The following is a 17,315-nucleotide window of genomic DNA, read 5'->3' on the forward strand; positions in this document are numbered from 1 at the left end:
ACAGAAGAAAAGCTAGTCTGTAGCATTCTCCTTAAGGTATCAAACCTTCCAAGGAGAAAACAAATGTCAAAATTATCCCGCAGAAGTTTTTTAGGAAGCACCGCAGCCGGTCTTCTTACTTCGATTGCTTTGCCCTCTGCAGTTCATGCAGCTGACGCAGCTCCTCAGAAATGGGACCAGACTGCCGACCTTTTGGTTATCGGTGCAGGCGGTGCAGGCTTAGCCACTGCTGTATCCGCATCTCAAAACGGTGTCAAGAACATTCTTATTCTTGAAAAAATGCCGTTCGTAGGAGGCAACACTTCTATTTCCGGCGGCGGTTTTAACTCCGTTGACCCTGTTCGTCAGAAGAAACAGAATATTCAGGACAGCCCAGAACTGCATGCAGAACAAACTTTAGCAGGCGGCGACGGACGTGCAAATCCTGAACTCGTGAAGACCATGACCGCTAACTCTTATGATGCCGTTAAGTGGCTTCAGGACATGGGTATGAAGTTCAAAGATGACGTCTACCAAATTTACGGCGGTCTTTATCCACGCTGCCACGCACCATTCGGTTCTTTAGGCAGCGACTACATCAAAGTTCTCAAACCTCAATGCGACAAAGCAGGCGTTCAGATCCTGACTAACTCTCGTGTTGTCCGCTTATTCCGTGAAAACCAACTGTCCGGCAAAGTAATTGGCGCAGAATATGTTGACAAAGACGGAAACCACAAGACAGTCAAAGCTAACAAGGCTGTTGTCGTTGCCACCGGCGGTTACGGTGCAAATCCTCAGATGCGTGCCAAATATGATCCTCGCATGCTGAATCTCACCACAACTAACCTTCCCTGCTCTACCGGCGATTTGATTCCGTTGATGCAAGATATCGGTGCCGACACCGTTGGTATGGACTTCATCCAGTGTAATCCAGGCTGCCCTCCGGGAAGAAAACAGAGAATCATTCTTCACTTATATGCCAAGAACTTCATTATGGTTGGTCCGGACGGCAAGAGATTTATTCGTGAAGACGAAAGACGCGACAATATTCGTGACGCCGTTCTCGGCCTTCCGAAACAAACCGGCTATGCCATCGTTGACTCCAGAGGCTTCGGCGATTTGAATCCAGGTCATCAAGACATGGCTAAGAAAGGCCTGGAAACGGGCGATGCTTGGACAGCCAATACTATTGAAGAGCTAGCTCAGAAAATGGGCGTTGATCCTAAGGCTCTGAGAGCAACAATTGATGAATTTAATGCCGGTGTCGATGCTCAGAAAGACAAGTTAGGCAAGGCTCCTCGCAACCTGACTAAGATTGAAAAAGCTCCGTTCTGGGCCGGTTATTCAGGTATGAGCGTTCACCATACAATGGGCGGTGTTGTCATTAATCCGCACAGCCAAGTTATTGACAGATACGGCAAACCGATTGACGGCTTATATGCTGTCGGTGAAGTGACCGGCGGTATTCATGGAACTAATCGTCTCGGCGGAAACGCTATCTGCGATATTTTCACATTTGGAAGACTTTGCGGTATTCAAGTATCTAAGCTCTAGTCTTTTAATATAGCTTTGCTCAAGAGGTCCTTCGGGACCTTTTGCTATTTTTGGAATGCTTGGTTAAAGGCTAGAAAATTTTAGGAAAGTGGTCTAAGAAAATAACGCAGCAGAAAGCCTTTTGTTCTGAAAGAACAACTGAAAAGATTTTTCCTAGATATCCACTGTAGAAGACAGTATGGAAACAAAGGTGACTTTTAGGCCTGAGAATTTTTGATAAATCCTTTGTTTGAGAGTTGTCCAATCAATTTTTAATCCAACGCATGGTCCTGTACTGAATGAAGAAATTGTTTACAAAAATAACTTTCATCTGCAGTAAAAAGCTGCCCTTTTGTGTAAGCAGCATGATGCCTCGTGTAGCTTATATGCTACAATTTTATCCATGATGCAAGTTATTAAATCATCTTTGTTTGATTCGTGGTTTAAAAAAATAAAAGACCCTGTAATCCAAGGTCGCATTGTTGACCGCTTAAGCCGAGTGAGCCAAGGCAACTTTGGAGACCATAAGTCTGTCGGTGAAGGTGTTTTTGAGATGCGCCTGAAATTCGGTTCCGGCTACAGAATTTACTATACAGTTCGCAATGAAACAATTGTATTTCTTCTTGCTGGTGGAGATAAATCCAGTCAACGAGAAGACATTAAGAAAGCAAAAGAATTAACAAAGGAATTACCATGACCATTACATTCTCTCCTTTTGATCCTGCTGAATACTTAAAAAGTGACGAAGCAATTCTTGCTTTTCTCTCTGAAGCTTTTTCAAGTCGCGATCCACAGCATATTGCCGATGCAATCGGAATCGCGGCTAAAGCCAAAGGCATGAGCGACATTGCTCGCCAGACCTCTTTAAGTCGAGAAAGCCTGTACCGCTCTTTAAGTGACAAAGGCAATCCCACACTTCAAACAGTTATCGCTGTCCTCAATACTTTAGGAATTGACCTCACGGTCTGCGCTCAGCCGTCTTCTGCCAGCTGAGCGAGATAAGCATCCGTTTTACCGTTTTTGCAGAGTTGAAAAACTTGATCCTTGCAAAAATCACAAGTCGTTCTTCCCCACTTCGCTTTCATAAAGTTGAGTCGTGAACGAAAAGGGTGGTGCTTTAGGCACTTCGAAGCCTCGTTGCTACTGCATCCTCAACATCTAAAATCCTTTCTCGGCCAGAGCATACAGTGGTATATCCCCGCTTCGTCTGCGCAATATTTTCATCGCAGCCCACGTTTCAGCATGCCCAGGCTCTAAGAAACAGCGCTAGCAATTGAGAAACAAAAAACTAGCAGGCAGCAAATTCCTTTAACTATTTTTCCGAAGCTGACTGAAATTTTTCGTTTATATTCCACCCCTTATTAGTCTGTAAGCGGGAAAGCCGCTTCTTCTTCGATCAGACGGATTGTCAAAGCCTGCCTTGACGAGATCGATTCATGCTTCGCTATACACTCGTCGGACAATGAACTGAGTATAGGGCCGAGCGGTACCGGGACTTTATTCGGTACTTACTTCTTCCCCGATAGTAGAAATACACGGATAAAGCTGTTCAGATAACTTAGTTGAGCTGACAGCAGAGAAAACTCACTTAAATTATTGCCGCACAGACGGTTCAAACTAATGCTTCGTGAGAGGCGGAGCCTCTCACCTTCTTTTATGACGAACTCGAATTTTTTAGAACAGCAGAGACAAAACAACCGAAGGACTCAAACCCATCAGTACCACCGGAGAAAGTGGAAAGGATTCTTTCCGCCAAACCAATCCTGTCTTCCGGGTATCCCTAGAGGTAAAGACCGTTGGGAGACTATCATCGAAGAACTTTGCTCCTACTACAACTCTTTTCATGCAGTTAAATCTAAGAATTGTTCCGTCTTAACGAGTAAGAAAAGAAAGTCTTTTTATCGGGAATTCTTTCAGGCGGTTAATGATCAGTTCGGGGCTGATCCGAGGAATCTCAAACCTAAACACATCCACTGGTTTCTTAACGAAAAAATCCAGGCTAGAAAAGAGTCTGAAGAACCTCACGGTTCCATCGTGCGCTACGTTGAGAATGCCGTTTCTATGCTGAAGTTTTTCGAGTTATGGATCGGCAAAAAAGGAATGGTTAGATCTTCCGGAGCTTATTTAACCATGCTTGCTCCGGATGTCGTCAGAGGAAAACCTCCGATGAGCCGAAATACCGTTATGAGTTCGGAGCAAATTTTTGATGTCTTGAAAAGAGCCTTTGCTCGTGATTTACTCTTTGGCATTCAACTTTTGGCGATGGCCGCTTTTGGATTACGAGATAAGGAAGTTTGCGGACTTGATCCCCACCATTGCATTCATCTTAAGCAATACCTTCATCGAGATCTTGACGCACTTGGGAAAGTGGAAATAAAAGCGAAGTCCGGTTCTAAGGGAGGACGACCTAGAACTATTCTGCTTCATGAAGAAACACAAGTTATGTGTGCGCAGATTATTCAGCAGTTTGCTTCCATCAATGGACTTCGGACTCTAAAGTCCAATGAAGATAATCTAGAAACAGCAACCAGAAAGCCTATTGCCAATGCAAGAAGCTGCGGCATCTGCAATGCGGACTTTAACGGCTCTGTGTACAGTTTCCGGCATTCTTTTGCTCAAACTTTTCTTCGGGCCGTTGCTGAAGCAGACATCAGCTTCAAAAAACTGTCGGCTGAAGAAATGCACGAAAGCGTTTCTTTAGCATTAGGCCACTACAGAAAAGACGTCACCGGCGTCTATGCCGGAGGATTTGAACCTGTGGGAAAAGAAGCCGCACAAGGACTCGTCAAAAGACTGGCGCATCCACTGGCAACATTGAGCTCAGCCCCTACTCTTTTGCTTTGTTGGCTGAGGGAGTATTTTCAGATTGATTCCAAAGGGGCGGTATTCATGCTGATTTGGTTTTTGAATAAAGACGGCCAAATTCACAATCCTGCTCTATTAGGATTTCTCAACTATTACGAAATTCAAAAGAAAGCGACGCCGTCATCGGATTATCTGATTGAAAGATGCATAAAAGCTTTTGGACTTAGTCCTGACCTTTACCGAGACATACTGGTTAAGTACGAGGGCTGCCTCAAAGAAGAATTCATTGAGAAGCAACTTCTCACGGCGTACATCACTAAGCTTTTCTATAAACATTTTTCTTTAAAACAGAAAATTGACGGTGGAAGCTATAACGCTTCGTCTAAATAAAAATGAGATTTCACCCCCTTCTCTTTATGAAGATTTTCAGCCAATTGGCATGGGATAAAAAAGCGGTGTCATTGTAGGGCGGTGTTTTTCTTGTCGACCCAACATTGATATCGCCTAGCAAAACGTGAACAAGTCGTTAAAATATTAAGAAAACTTCTCGATCTGAAAGTTCATAATTAGCCTCAATAACAAAAGACCATGTTTCTTAAGAAAACCACCAAAGACTTGGACGAATCTTGTCTAATAGCAAAAGCGGACCTAGTAATTCAATCCCCTACGATAAAGGACTCCGACTGCTTATTTGTGAAAGTTCTTGCCGCGGCCATAAGAGAAAATAGTCTAACGACCCACAACGTTCTTAGTCACCTAGAAGAGGTGCTCAAAATCGATTCTCTTTTTGAGGATAAAAAGCTCCCTGAGCAGCAGATATGCACTCTTTTCTTCAAAGCCAGCGAGGACGAAAAAAATAGGTTCAGTGAAAAAGAGTTCGAAGAATCTTTGGAGCCATTAAGTAGAGAGGCCAAAAAGCTTTATGGAGAAATCCTGCAGGATCTATTGCCGCTTAAAGCAGATTGGATTCAAGAAACCATTGAAAAGAGCGAAACGTCCTTTCTGGAAAGCGTCGAAAATTCTTTCTCCGACTTATGCTCTTTACCCATAAAGTACTTCTCCTCACTTTTTTCTAAAGACGCGGACCAGTCTGCCATTGAACCTTTGGTGAAGCAGGAATGCCAAAAGATCGAGTCACTCAAACAAATAGCCATACAGCAGAAAAAGTCTGCTGAATACCTAGATTCCTGCAATGCTGCAGTCAAACTTGTACGTGAGCTTCAAACTCTGAAGATCTGCTCATTGTTAACTACCAAATCAGAACGAAGGGTAAAACCGATCTTCCGCCCATTAGATGAAGGATTAACTCAAGCCATTGAGCGCTTTAAGTCAGAGAACTTCCTGGCATTAGCCGCAAAGTGCGAAGACATAATCGTGTTGCTTGCAGAAAAGGAATTTACGGTTGTCATCGTCGGGGAATCTAAACGCGGGAAAAGCTCTCTATTTAATGCCTTAATCGGTGAAAAACTTGCTGCGATCCAAGAAGTTGTTCCTGAGACAGCAGTGCCAATGACGATTGGTTGGGGGAACTCCTTTAAAGCGAAGGTGTCATTTCTTTCAGAGGCTGAATATAATTTAGCCCAAGCGGCAGTAGAAGCCACTGGCGCGAACTTACAACCTTGGAAAAAACAAGCGCCTCTTACTTTAAAAAATCCTAAAGAGTTGCACAAATACACCTCTCTTAGCTCGCCGGAGAGCGCCTTTGTAAAAGAAGTCAGAATCAGCTTCCCGTCAGCCTTTTTAAAAACCGGCATTAAGCTCATCGATACCCCTGCACTGAATTCTAAAAACTCGTTTCGAAACTTCCAGTCTTATGAAAAATGTCTTGAAGGAGATTGCCTTTTGCTGTGCGTAAGTGCGTTACATCCCGAGTCGGCTTCTGAAGCCTATTTAATGGAACGACTCGCAAAAGCCGGAAGAGGAACCTCAGTTGCCTGTGTGGTGAGCTCTCCAGATCTGCTTTCGAGCCGGGATGGAGTAATCAAATCTGTGGAATTGGCCGGAGAACTTCTTGCCAAGGCAAAAGAGCTCGGAATGAATAGAATCTTTCTGGATTGCGTTAACCTCAAAAACTGTGTTTCCGGAGATCTAGGGCAAAGCTTATTTTCCTCAGATTTGAAGAAACTATCGCAACTTTCTGATGCGCTTATCTCCTCCCATAAAGCCGCGCTTGAAAACTCTCAAGAGGAGCAACAACAACTATTGAAGAAAGTGATTTTGGCACTAGAAGAAGTAAAAGAGCTTTGGGAAGTGCAGAAAAAGCAGGAAGAGATGCTTTTGCCCTCCTCTTTTGAAATCGAGTTTCTTGGCAAGAGAACGCAAGCTCTACGAAATGCATTCAACGCAACAGCCGAACAAATCGTCACCATATCTAAAAATGTTGTAGAGGACATTAATACCCTCAAAACGCAACTAACTGTTCTTGTTGACGACTGGCAGACAATTTCTATAGGGCAAGCTTCGCAAGCTGCTAAGGAGTATGCCAACATCTTAGATGATGAAGAACTGTTCTCTCCGGAGTCGTGGATCCAATTTGACCAGGTTATCTTTCCGAAGATAGTCTCTGACAGTATTAATCAGCTAAATCAGAACAGCCAACATATTCTTCTAGGCTACGAAAAGAAGGTGCAAACATTCACGGATGGCTCGCTTGCGACGATGAAGTCATTGCAAAACGTGGTGCAATCTGCCTACGGCAATATTTTAGGAGTTTCGGATCGGGAGCTTGCTTGCAAAAAGCTGTTGACCAAAGCCAATACCCTATTAGAAAACAGCGCAGTTCTGGGATTTCAAACCTTTCTTGGTACCGACAACAAAAAGGAAAGAATCATAGCTGTCGGAACTACTATTTTTAAATCGGCAAGTGTGCTTTTACCAATCATTGCTGTTTCCGGAGCGGCCCTATTTGCGTTGCATAAACTTGGGAACAAAGAACGGTGCAAAAAAAATCTACTTGAGAAAAAACAGGATCTGATTGAAGAGTGGGCCGGAACACAAAAAGGTCAGCTTTCCGAGCTCTTATGCTCTCAGTTAGATCAGATAACGGATTCTTACAAGAGTGCCATTAAAGAGAACCTAATCCCGCCGCTTCGCAGCCTCGCAGAAGAAATAAACATGCTCGAATCCTATGAGAAACTTTGTCGAAAACTCAGAGATGAGAAACTCCAAGAGCTTGAAAGTACGTCTACGCAGATTAGAGAACTGATTAAAAGAGCCCAGGCTCTCTAGCAGACCCCGGGTTAGCAGCCGCGTAGAAGATGGGCTGAAAAAGTTTTTACTTAAAGGCTAAGAGGTCTGCGAGAATTTTATAAATATTGCAAAAAGGACAACTATGCCGGATTTTTTAATTAACTTGATTAAAAATAAACCTCACGAAAATCTTACGCCTACTGAAAACTTCCTGACGGAAGTTTTGACTTACGCGCTAAACAACAGAAGAAAGTGTCGGGGCTGTCTTTATGCTGATTTGGTTCTTGGCTAAAGATGGCCAAATTCACAATCCTGCTCCATTGGGATTCCTCAACTATTACGAAATTCAAAAGAAAGCGAGGCCATAATCGGATTATCTGATTGAAAGATGCATAAAAGCTTTTGGACTGAGTTTCGACCTTTACCGAGGCAGACTGGTTAAGCATGAAGGCTGCCTCAAAGAAGAATTCATTGAGAAGGAATTTCTGACGCCGTATGTAACAAAGCTTTTCTATAAGCTTTTTCCAATAGAACAGAAAACGGATAACGACATTTGTAACGCCCTGGCTAAGCAGTAAAAGGTTTGCACCCCTGATAAAGCACTTTATCTAGTTGGTGCTCAAAAAATTCATAAATACACTTAGGAAAACTTTTATGAGTTCGTGCAATATTTCTGATAAATTGGTCAACTCTTATTCGATAATTAACCTCCCGGGTTTTAAATACGATGCCTTGGATGATTTAAAGGTCTAAAAGAAACAAAGGAAAGATCTTTGCATTTATTTTTTATTTCTTCCAAAGCCTCCTCATCGACTCCCTACGCGTAAGACACTCCAATCGAGGAAATAGCATATGAGCCAAGACCAACAAACAGAAAGAAATGAAAATGGTGTGAGTCTTTACGACCTATCCCAACGATTTCTGAATGATTTGGAATTTTTTAAACCGTACTTCAACGGGGAAGAGCCAAACTCGGTAAGACTTACTGACTACCAGCGCGGTTACTGCTGGAATGAAGTCACCGCTAACAGTTTCATTACGGGATTTCTGAGCAGCAAAGACTCACTTGAGTCGCAAATTGGCACTCTTGTCTTACTTATAGAGAAAAATAGTCAAAAAATCGAAATAGTAGACGGTCAACAAAGGCTCCTCTCTCTACTGATCGCTCTCGAGGTGTTCGGTCAAAAACCTGAAAAAAATAGCTTTCTAGGACTGTTAAAGCAGAGGCTGAAAGAGGCCGACCTTCCCTCACTGATTCAGATTCATAAGAATTATCTTTTTTTGAAATCTTCTCCAGAAATTTCAAAAGAAAGTGCCTCTGTTTTTACACCAGACAAGATAAAGGTGTCTTTTTTTGTTTTCGATGACAAAAAGAGAGCTCTTGAATACTACAAACGAAGTAATGCCCTTGGCGTCAAACTTTCCCCCGGACAGTTGCTTAAGGCACTTCACTATTCGGATGTACTCAATGAATCAAACAACTACTGGAAGAATCTCGGCCACCCTAAACCGTCGTATGATCTTCGATACGCAATTGAAGCCTGGAGATTAAACTATTTAAGAAAAAGTACTTCCTTTGAGGATTACCGAGAAAGTCCGATAGATCCTGAAGGACAAAAATTAAGAAAAGAATTATCCTCGCAGACTGTTTCAGGAGATTCAGAATCCCCTGGGGCATTTGTGCACCCTCCTAAGTATGAAAAAAGGAAGTTACGAAAATATACAGTAGAAAACTTTATTGCAAATTCCAATTGGGACGATGCGTTTTACGGCTTCGAGGGTTTTTTCAATACATTCCAACAAGTAATTTTTGGGGGACGCAACCGGCACAATAGTGAATTAGCAGTCCCTGTTTTTGACGAATTTTGGCAGAACATTCCCCTTGGTCTGCAGCGCCTTCAGAATTCAGAAGCCGATTTGTTTGAGGACCTCTCTTGTAATCGGTCAAAAGAAGAGGCGTTAAAAGGAAAAGATCTTTTAAGATCCGTTTTTGCCATTCGCCCCGGATGCAGCTTTTTTCAAACAGCCAAGGATCTTCTGAAATATCACCAAGATTTTATTAACTTTTTTAACAAGTCTTTCCAAGACCTTGAAAAAGACTCTGAAAAAGTCCATGAGCTACCTAAGGACTGGATAGGTCTGACCTTCGAGGCAATCCTGGAGTTCAAAACCGACTACTTAACAAGCAGAAAGCTTAGATGGCCCACAGAAAAAAACAATGGCTCTTTTTGCTACATTTTAATTAACTCAGGGATGTTGCTATGCATTTTATGTATAGCCCTCCTATTCGAATTGCGTTTCGCAATTGGCGCCTCTAAGAATGACGTTCAAACCCTTAAGAAGAACGTCCAAACCCTCGAGAATGACGTCCAAACCCTTAAGAATAACGTCCAACCCCTTAAGAATAACGTCCAAACCCTCAAGAAGAACGTCCAAACCCTCAAGAAGAACGTCCAAACCCTCGAGAATAACGTCCAAACCCTCGAGAATAACGTCCAAACCCTCGAGAATGACGTCCAAACCCTCGAGAAGCAAGCCAAGTACAAAAGTCTACTCCATGAAATTCTTTGGAGCAGTTTGCATGGAGATCTTCACCGATGGGATAAGGTCGTGCCTAATTCCGGAGTCTATGAGGCTGGACCAATAATTGTCCTTTCTCCAACGTTCTCCATTGCGGTTAAAAGATTGTCTGCGGCTGTGATCACAAATAATGGTTCCCTTAAGAGCTTTATTAAAGAAATTAGAACAAAAGCAGATCCGGAAAAAGGCCCCCTCAAAACCTTGAAAACTTTATGGTAGAAACTTATGGATAATAAGAACACTAATAGCTCAAGTATTCAAACTTTCCTTTTCAAGAACTTAGAAGAATTTGTTGGTGAAGTAAACAAAAGGGCTTCTTGCAAAGCGGATGAGTTGGCTACCTCGAAATGTACAGAAGTAGAACTTCAAATCCCACTTTTTCAGAGAGATCTTTCTTGGGATCAAAGTCTCATAAGCGAATTTAAAGCCTCTTATGAAGATCAGGAGACATTCTTAGGGACTATTGTCTTGCTTGAGTCTCCTCAACTCCAAGAATCATCATGCAAGAAGAAATTTATTGTTATTGACGGACAACAGCGCCTTTCTGCCTTGTTTACCTCAGATTTCAATGACCCAGCCCTTCAGAAAGGTATAAAAATATCCATTGATGGGCTTAAAACTGAATATGTTTCTTATTCAAGAGAGTTCTTTGCATGGAAAGATGGAGAGACAGAAGTCCAAGAGGTTTCTTTTCTTTCCCTCGGGATAAAAAATGCAAAATTCAACTGGGTGGTTTATTCCTCTGACTATTCCAATGCGGAGCAAATCTTCGAAAAAATAAATGTTGACAGCAAAGAGCTTTCGACTTTTGATACTTTCAAGGCATATTGCATAAGAAACGGAATCATCCCCACTGAAGGTACCTTTTGGAAAAATCTTAAAAACTCTGTTGCATTGCAATTGATTGGAGACAATACAGGTTTCTCTAAAGAAAAGGATAAATATGAAAAAGACCCGGAAGGCTGGCTTTTTTCCACAGGCCCCGGTTTTGAATTCGATGAGGAAGATTTTGAGTGGAGGCTCCGCCAACTTCTAGCAATCGCTTGCTTCGCAGCGAATCCTCAGGAAAAAAAGTACTATTTAGCTGAAAAACGAGATTGCAAATCCAATGATGCATTAAAGGAAAAGTGGAAAGAATCCGCGACAAATCAGAAGAACTTAAAAAATATTTTCGACAAATTTGAGAAGATACAAAATGGGGTCAAAGAAAAAGACCTCCTCATTCGGCGTCCGAATATAGAATTAGCAGACACTCACGCAAGAAATCCCTTATTATTCGATTTCCAAGTTTATTCAATGGCATATGACTATTGGATTAGTTCCAATAATTGTGCTTATCTCTTCAAGAACTTTGTCGAACACTCGGACTCGGGAGAAACCAATGAGGTCGAAATATGTAAAAAGACCTTAGAGGACCTCTATGCAGAAGACTTCTTACAAAACGCAACAGGTTCTTTGGGAGAATTGAAAAAAGTTCTGCGCCCATTAACAGGGTTAGTAGAAATAAAAAAACTGAAGCTTGCCAAGCGCCCTTCACGTAGAGAGCTATGGATATCTGACTGGTTGCTTCTCTATTGCCTGACGCAACACAACGAAATACACGGAGCCTTTTTAAACGCCTGGAATAAAGCAAACGACATCATCAACATATTTGAGGATCAAAAATCTGACGGAAACAAGATTTTCGAAGAACTCCGAAGCATCTATGGTCAGGACGGCTCATTAAAAGGAGGAATTCCCTCTTACTGTGATCAAGTCGAACATTGGGTAGCGCAAGAAAATCACCAAAATGCAAACCCTCAATTTTTAAACTGGTTCGGAAACTTGTGCTTGATTCCCGGCTCCGATAACGCTTCACTCAGTAATCAACCGATTGACGGCAAAACAAACTATATTGAAAAATACTGTCGGGATCTTTCTCGCTATTATCTTCCGAAATTGGTTTTCACCTCCCTTGTCACAAAACAACGTAAACCAGGTACCTCCGTGGATGATTTGATTATCTTCTTGACAATATTTTGGGCCCACTTCCTCACCGACGATGAATTCGCACTATGCGAAAAAGCAAAAAAAATTTAATATCGTCCGAAGGCGAAGTCGTTTCCATTAAATTTTTCAGAAGGAACGGTTCTGGCGCCAACGCAATCCTTCTAGAATGTGTTTGACGCCGAACCATGGATGAATGGTGAATCCATCAAAGTTGACCTTCTTGGTTTTGCTCTTCTTGTAGGATCGCATTAAAAGAGGGTTTTGCCTGTAACACAGGCAGACTATGCGGACTATTTACGCACTTGGGAGCAAATCCCACCTCGGCATCTTGATGGCTATGTCGCGGATAAATTCACGCTTCGCCAGCTTGTCCAGCCAGTCTTGGGGAATGTCTTTCAATCCATAATGCAATCCGGCCATCGCACCGGTAACAGCACCGGTGGTGTCGGTGTCATCTCCCAAGTTCACCGCTTTCAGCACAGCCTCGCCATAATTGCGGGTTATCAAAAATGACCATAATGCCGCTTCCAGTGTGTCCACCACATAGCCGGTGCTTTTGATTTCACTTTCCTTCAATGTGGAGACATCTCCATTCAGAATACGTTCAAATTTGGCAAGCGCGGATTTATCAAGAAATTTTTTGTAATACACGAAATTTTCCCTCAATTCTGTGTATGCCACTTTCTTGCTTCTGCCAAAAGACAAAAGGCGCAAAAATTCAATATAAATAAAACATGCAGTAATGGAAATTGGATGGGCATGGGTAACAGACGACACATTTTTTGTAATCTCATACCGCTCTTGCGGTTTTTTGCCAAACATATAAAACACAAGAGGCGCAATGCGCATCAGGCTGCCGTTTCCATTGTCGCGCTCATCTTTTCCGCCAGCTTTTGTTGGCTCAATGCCTTTTTTTAGCCTGATTATTGCCCAGTTTGTGGCATTGCCAATGTCAAACGCCTTTCCATGCGGGGTAAATTCGCCTTTATCTCGCCATTCGACAAATGACCTTGCAAGGTCTTTCCAAAAAATGCCTTCCGTTCCAAGGTTATCAGCAAGTATCAAAGCAAGCGATGTGTCGTCAGACCATGTTCCGGCTGGCTGGTTATGCGTTCCGTATCCCAACATCCCTTTCACTTGGAAAGAGCCACGTTCTTTGAATTCAACTGGAACGCCAAGGGCATCCCCAACCGCCAGCCCCAGCAATAGAGCCTGTGGCTTGTCATCGACAGCCTCATAATATTCGCATGGCGCACCGTCCCAATAAACATCATTTGGCTTACGGTCTGGCTGTTTATATACTTCACAAGTATCCGTATCTGCTCTGTCTAATAAAATGTTTTGGGAAATTGTTGCCCTAAATATACATGTATTGCATGCCAGTGGGTTAGGATGGCGTCCTGTCCATACCTCCTTTTCCCATCTTGGTCTTGGCTGTCCCATATTTACTCCTTAATTTGCTCCACAACTTCCATATCAATAAAAATTCCTTTTGAACTTTTTTCAACTTTGGCAATCCGAAATTTTGTACCTCGTTGAATTATTGTTTCCAACTCATGCCCAAAAGTGGCTTGGCTCCTTTCTCCGTCCCAATCTTTACCCGCGCCTTTGCCATGTTCGGCATAAAGCATTTTTGTGCCCTTTGGGCAGTAAATATTAAATTAAAACTTTCTCAACTTTCTGCCCTATAGCAATCTATTGGCCGTTTGAAGCTTTCTCAATGTCAATTCCCTGGCGATTTTCTTTTTTAGGCCTGCCTACTCCTCTCTTAGGGGCAAGCAAATCGATTATGATATTTTTCATATACCAAACGGCAAAGTCAGGGAGGCGCCCCCGAGAACCCTTGGCGGGTTTAGAATTTTCCTTATCGACTTCTTTGGGCATTTGTTATTAAAGAGGGATATCGAAAATGAACTTGTGGATTTGGATGGCCACATTAGCTGTGGGCGTAGGGGTCGTTCTGGCAATGACCGCTGTAACTATCTACTTCGTTCACAAAAAATAGTTAAGAGTTAATTTTTTAATCAAGCTCGCATCTGTGTTTTTTCTCAGTTGAGCCTGTAAAACATTCTCCTGAAAGATTGTCTCTATGAAGATATACATCTGAGGGAATCGTCTCAGTAGGCTAGACCACATCTCATCACCGGCATCGTCGGCTTCAGCTTTGTAATTAATTATCCAGTCCTATTCCAAGTCCTGTACATAAACACCAAGGTCTTCAAATAGCCTTCGGCATTTTCAGCTGTAAGAAAGAATCTAAAGTGCAGCCCAACTACATCTAGAACCAAAGTACTAGAACCAAGATTCAATTTTCAGAAAAGTCTCGGAAATCTATACTGTCTTTGTCCTTTAAGGAGAAACTGATGAAAAAACTTACAATCATTGCCTCAGCGGTTTTGTTGTCTCTTGGAATAACTTCTTCTGCCATTGCTAAAGACGGTACTTATGTAGCGAGCGAAGTTGGCCGTAATGGCTCAATCAAAGTCCAGGTCGTTATTAAAGACAGCAAAATTGCTTCAGTTAAAGTTTTAGATTGGTCGGAAACTCATCCGGTAGCTGATCAAACCAAGACAGAATTAATCCCGGAAATTGTTAAGTACCAGACTACCAACGTGAATAATATTTCCGGTGCAACATTATCTAGCTTTGCGATCAAAGGCGCAGTAAACAAATGCCTGAAAGAAGCCGGCTTAGACGTGAAGAACTTCAGCAAAGCAGCTCCAAAACCTGCAATGCACAACGAAACCATTACTGAGAATGTAGATGTAGTTATTGTTGGCGGCGGCGGTGCCGGCCTCTCTGCTGCAGTAACTGCCGGTAAAGCCGGTAAGAAAGTGGTTCTTGTTGAGAAAAACGGCTTCGTCGGCGGAAATACCTCTGTTTCCGGCGGCTGTTTCAATGTAGCAAATGTCCATCAAGAAAATATCAAAATGACTGAAGGACAGAAGAAGATCGTCGAAGGAATTCTTGCCGAAAAGGTCTTGAATCCTCTTCACGAAGAGCTTCTCAACAAGGTTAAGAAACAATGGGAAGAATATAATGCCTCCGGCTCCGACAAATTATTCGACTCCCCGGAACTGCACGCATTGCAAACCTGGAAATCAGGTGATAAAAAGGCCAATTTAGAGCTTGTGTACACGTTGACCCAAAATGTTCGTCCAATGATGGAAGAGCTTGCATCCATGGGTGTCAACTGGAACGGTAAAGCTAACCAATTTGTCGGAGCTCTTTGGCCTCGCACCCAACGTGCTACTAACTTCAAGTCCGGTGTCGGTTACGTTGATACTTTCTTAGAGTACATCAAGGCTAAGAAGCTTCCTGTACAAATTATTACCGCAACTGCAGCTAACGACCTAATCATCAAAGACGGTAGAGTTGCCGGCGTGCTCGCTAAAAATAAGAACGGTACACGCTATGTACTGAACGCAAAAGACGGTGTCCTTTTGGCTACCGGCGGGTTCAGTGCTAACGTTAAGATGCGCAACGAATACGACGAGTTATGGAATAAGAAACTTGGTCCATCTACTCCGTCCACCAACCTTCCTTCTGCAACAGGCGACGGTATTACATTGGCTAAGAAGGCCGGTGCAGGATTGACTCAAATGGGATGGATCCAGTTGTTCCCGGCAGGCGATCCAACTACAGGTGCAACCAGTTTCAAACTCGGCGAAAACTCATGCATTTACGTCAATAAAGACGGTAAGCGCTACGTAAATGAATCGGAACGCCGCGATGTCTTAGCAAAAGCCAACCTCGCTCAGCCCGGCGGTGTTTTCTATGTCATTTCTTCTGCTAAGCGCGCACTTGTCGACAAGGACGGAAGAAATGCCTACGGAGTTAAAGTTGAAGATATTTTGAATTCCGGAAAATCTTTCAAGGCAGATACTCTTGAAGAATTGGCGAAGAAAGCCGGAATTAATGGTAAGAACTTGGTTGCCACAGTCAAGAAGTGGAATGAATTCTGTGAAAAAGGCACCGGTGACGAAATGGGACGTCCAACCTGCATGGATGACCACCGCTTGAATGAAGGCGGCCCGTACTATGCCACACTGATGACTCCTTCCGTTCACCATACTATGGGCGGCGTTAAGATTAACACCAAAGCTCAAGTTTTAAATGACGCAGGCAATGTCATCCCGGGTCTCTACGCAGCCGGTGAAGTGACAGGCGGAGTGCACGGTACAAACCGTGTGGGATGCAACGCCGTTCCGGATGCATTGGTCTTCGGTCACATTGCTGCTAAAACAATGGCCGGTAAGTAAACCAACTCATTTCTAATTTTTAACTTAATCGGGCCCGCTTAGCGGGCCCTTTCAATGGAGGAAGATAAAAGAAAGATTCAGATCTCCGGTAAATCCTAATTTTTGGGCTTGGCATTTAGAACAACTTGTTGTCCTGCTGTACGCCCGAACACAATAGCATCGGCCAAGCCGTTCCCGCCGAGCCGATTTTTACCGTGAATTCCTCCCGTTACCGTTCCTGCTGCGAACAATCCTTCGATAGGTTTATTTTCTTTATCTAACACCTGAGCATTTTTATTTATTTTTAACCCGCCCTCCGTGTAATGCAGAGTCATACCAGCATAGGCTGCCCAAAAAGGCGGTTCCTTAATTTCAAGAGTTTGAGAAGTAATTTTCTTCCCGAGCCTATCGTTGCGGTTTCTTACTCCTTCGTTATATTCTTCAACTGTCTTTTCCAATACTTCCGGCTGCATGCCCAGCTTTTTAGCGAGTTCGCCAACGGAATCTGCGCGCCAAGCTTCGCCTCCCTCCAAAGCAAGAACTGCCTCTTTCTGTACAAGGATTCCTGCTTTTTTAAAACCTACTCCGTCTATCAAGGTATAGGCGTAGCCCTGAGGAAGAGCTATAACCGAATCACGTAATTCGTCCCTAGGGGCATCTTCTCTTATAAAGCGTTTTCCGTCATGATCCAGAAAAATAAAAGAAGAAACATCATTATGAAAACGTACTCGGTACTTTTTACCTTTAGGACAACCGGGCAGGCACTGAATGTATTCCATATCAACTAATTGAGCTCCAATTTTTTGGGCAGCCATCATGACTTCACCGGTACTGTAGGGCGTGTTATTGGTTGTGAGATCTGAAAGCCGAGGAGCAAATTGCTTTACTAACTCATTATTGGCCGCAAAACTTCCGGATGCAATTATTACGCCTTTGTCTGCTTTAAATTCATGCCTTCTGCCCTCGGTCTCAACGAGCACTCCCGTTACTCTGCCATTT

The 17,315-nt window shown here is 43.0% G+C and carries 11 protein-coding genes; 8 read left to right on the plus strand and 3 right to left on the minus strand.

Features of this window, described 5'->3' with window-relative positions:
* Positions 1–63 precede the first annotated feature (63 nt).
* From RDK53_RS06785 to RDK53_RS06815, 7 genes are all read left to right on the plus strand, one after another.
* The gene (locus tag RDK53_RS06785) at positions 64–1,533 is read left to right on the plus strand and encodes a flavocytochrome c (RefSeq protein ID WP_290374555.1); all 1,470 of its coding nucleotides are present in this window, start codon (positions 64–66) and stop codon (positions 1,531–1,533) included.
* 382 nt (positions 1,534–1,915) lie between these two features.
* A complete protein-coding gene (locus RDK53_RS06790; protein ID WP_308513870.1) occupies positions 1,916–2,209 on the plus strand; it encodes a type II toxin-antitoxin system RelE/ParE family toxin in 294 nt (97 codons plus the stop codon).
* A complete protein-coding gene (locus tag RDK53_RS06795) occupies positions 2,206–2,505 on the plus strand; it encodes an addiction module antidote protein (RefSeq protein WP_308513871.1) in 300 nt (99 codons plus the stop codon). Before RDK53_RS06790 ends, RDK53_RS06795 begins: the two co-directional genes overlap by 4 nt.
* A gap of 663 nt (positions 2,506–3,168) precedes the next feature.
* Entirely contained in the window at positions 3,169–4,707 is a 1,539-nt protein-coding gene (locus tag RDK53_RS06800; RefSeq protein ID WP_308513872.1) for an integrase domain-containing protein, read from the plus strand.
* A 198-nt stretch (positions 4,708–4,905) separates the two neighbouring features.
* Positions 4,906–7,545, plus strand: a complete 2,640-nt coding sequence (locus RDK53_RS06805) for a dynamin family protein (protein WP_308513873.1) — start codon at positions 4,906–4,908, stop codon at positions 7,543–7,545.
* Positions 7,546–8,358: 813 nt separating this feature from the next.
* The gene (locus tag RDK53_RS06810; protein ID WP_308513874.1) at positions 8,359–10,305 is read left to right on the plus strand and encodes a DUF2730 family protein; all 1,947 of its coding nucleotides are present in this window, start codon (positions 8,359–8,361) and stop codon (positions 10,303–10,305) included.
* A gap of 6 nt (positions 10,306–10,311) precedes the next feature.
* The gene (locus RDK53_RS06815) at positions 10,312–12,165 is read left to right on the plus strand and encodes a DUF262 domain-containing protein (RefSeq protein WP_308513875.1); all 1,854 of its coding nucleotides are present in this window, start codon (positions 10,312–10,314) and stop codon (positions 12,163–12,165) included.
* Between the two features lie 204 nt (positions 12,166–12,369).
* Here RDK53_RS06815 and RDK53_RS06820 read toward each other — a convergent pair whose 3' ends face one another.
* Positions 12,370–13,518, minus strand: a complete 1,149-nt coding sequence (locus tag RDK53_RS06820; RefSeq protein ID WP_308513876.1) for an ADP-ribosylglycohydrolase family protein — start codon at positions 13,516–13,518, stop codon at positions 12,370–12,372.
* 2 nt (positions 13,519–13,520) lie between these two features.
* Positions 13,521–13,706 (minus strand): hypothetical protein, encoded by a 186-nt coding sequence (locus tag RDK53_RS06825; protein WP_308513877.1) that lies wholly within the window; start codon positions 13,704–13,706, stop codon positions 13,521–13,523.
* 732 nt (positions 13,707–14,438) lie between these two features.
* Here RDK53_RS06825 and RDK53_RS06830 point away from each other — a divergent pair.
* Entirely contained in the window at positions 14,439–16,337 is a 1,899-nt protein-coding gene (locus RDK53_RS06830; protein ID WP_308513878.1) for a flavocytochrome c, read from the plus strand.
* A gap of 95 nt (positions 16,338–16,432) precedes the next feature.
* On the opposite strand, the gene RDK53_RS06835 is transcribed toward RDK53_RS06830, so the two are convergent.
* On the minus strand, positions 16,433–17,315 hold an 883-nt coding region (locus tag RDK53_RS06835; protein ID WP_308513879.1), incomplete at its 5' end, for an FAD-binding protein.

The sequence above is a fragment of the uncultured Turicimonas sp. genome (assembly GCF_902477955.1).
GTDB lineage: Bacteria > Pseudomonadota > Gammaproteobacteria > Burkholderiales > Burkholderiaceae_F > Turicimonas.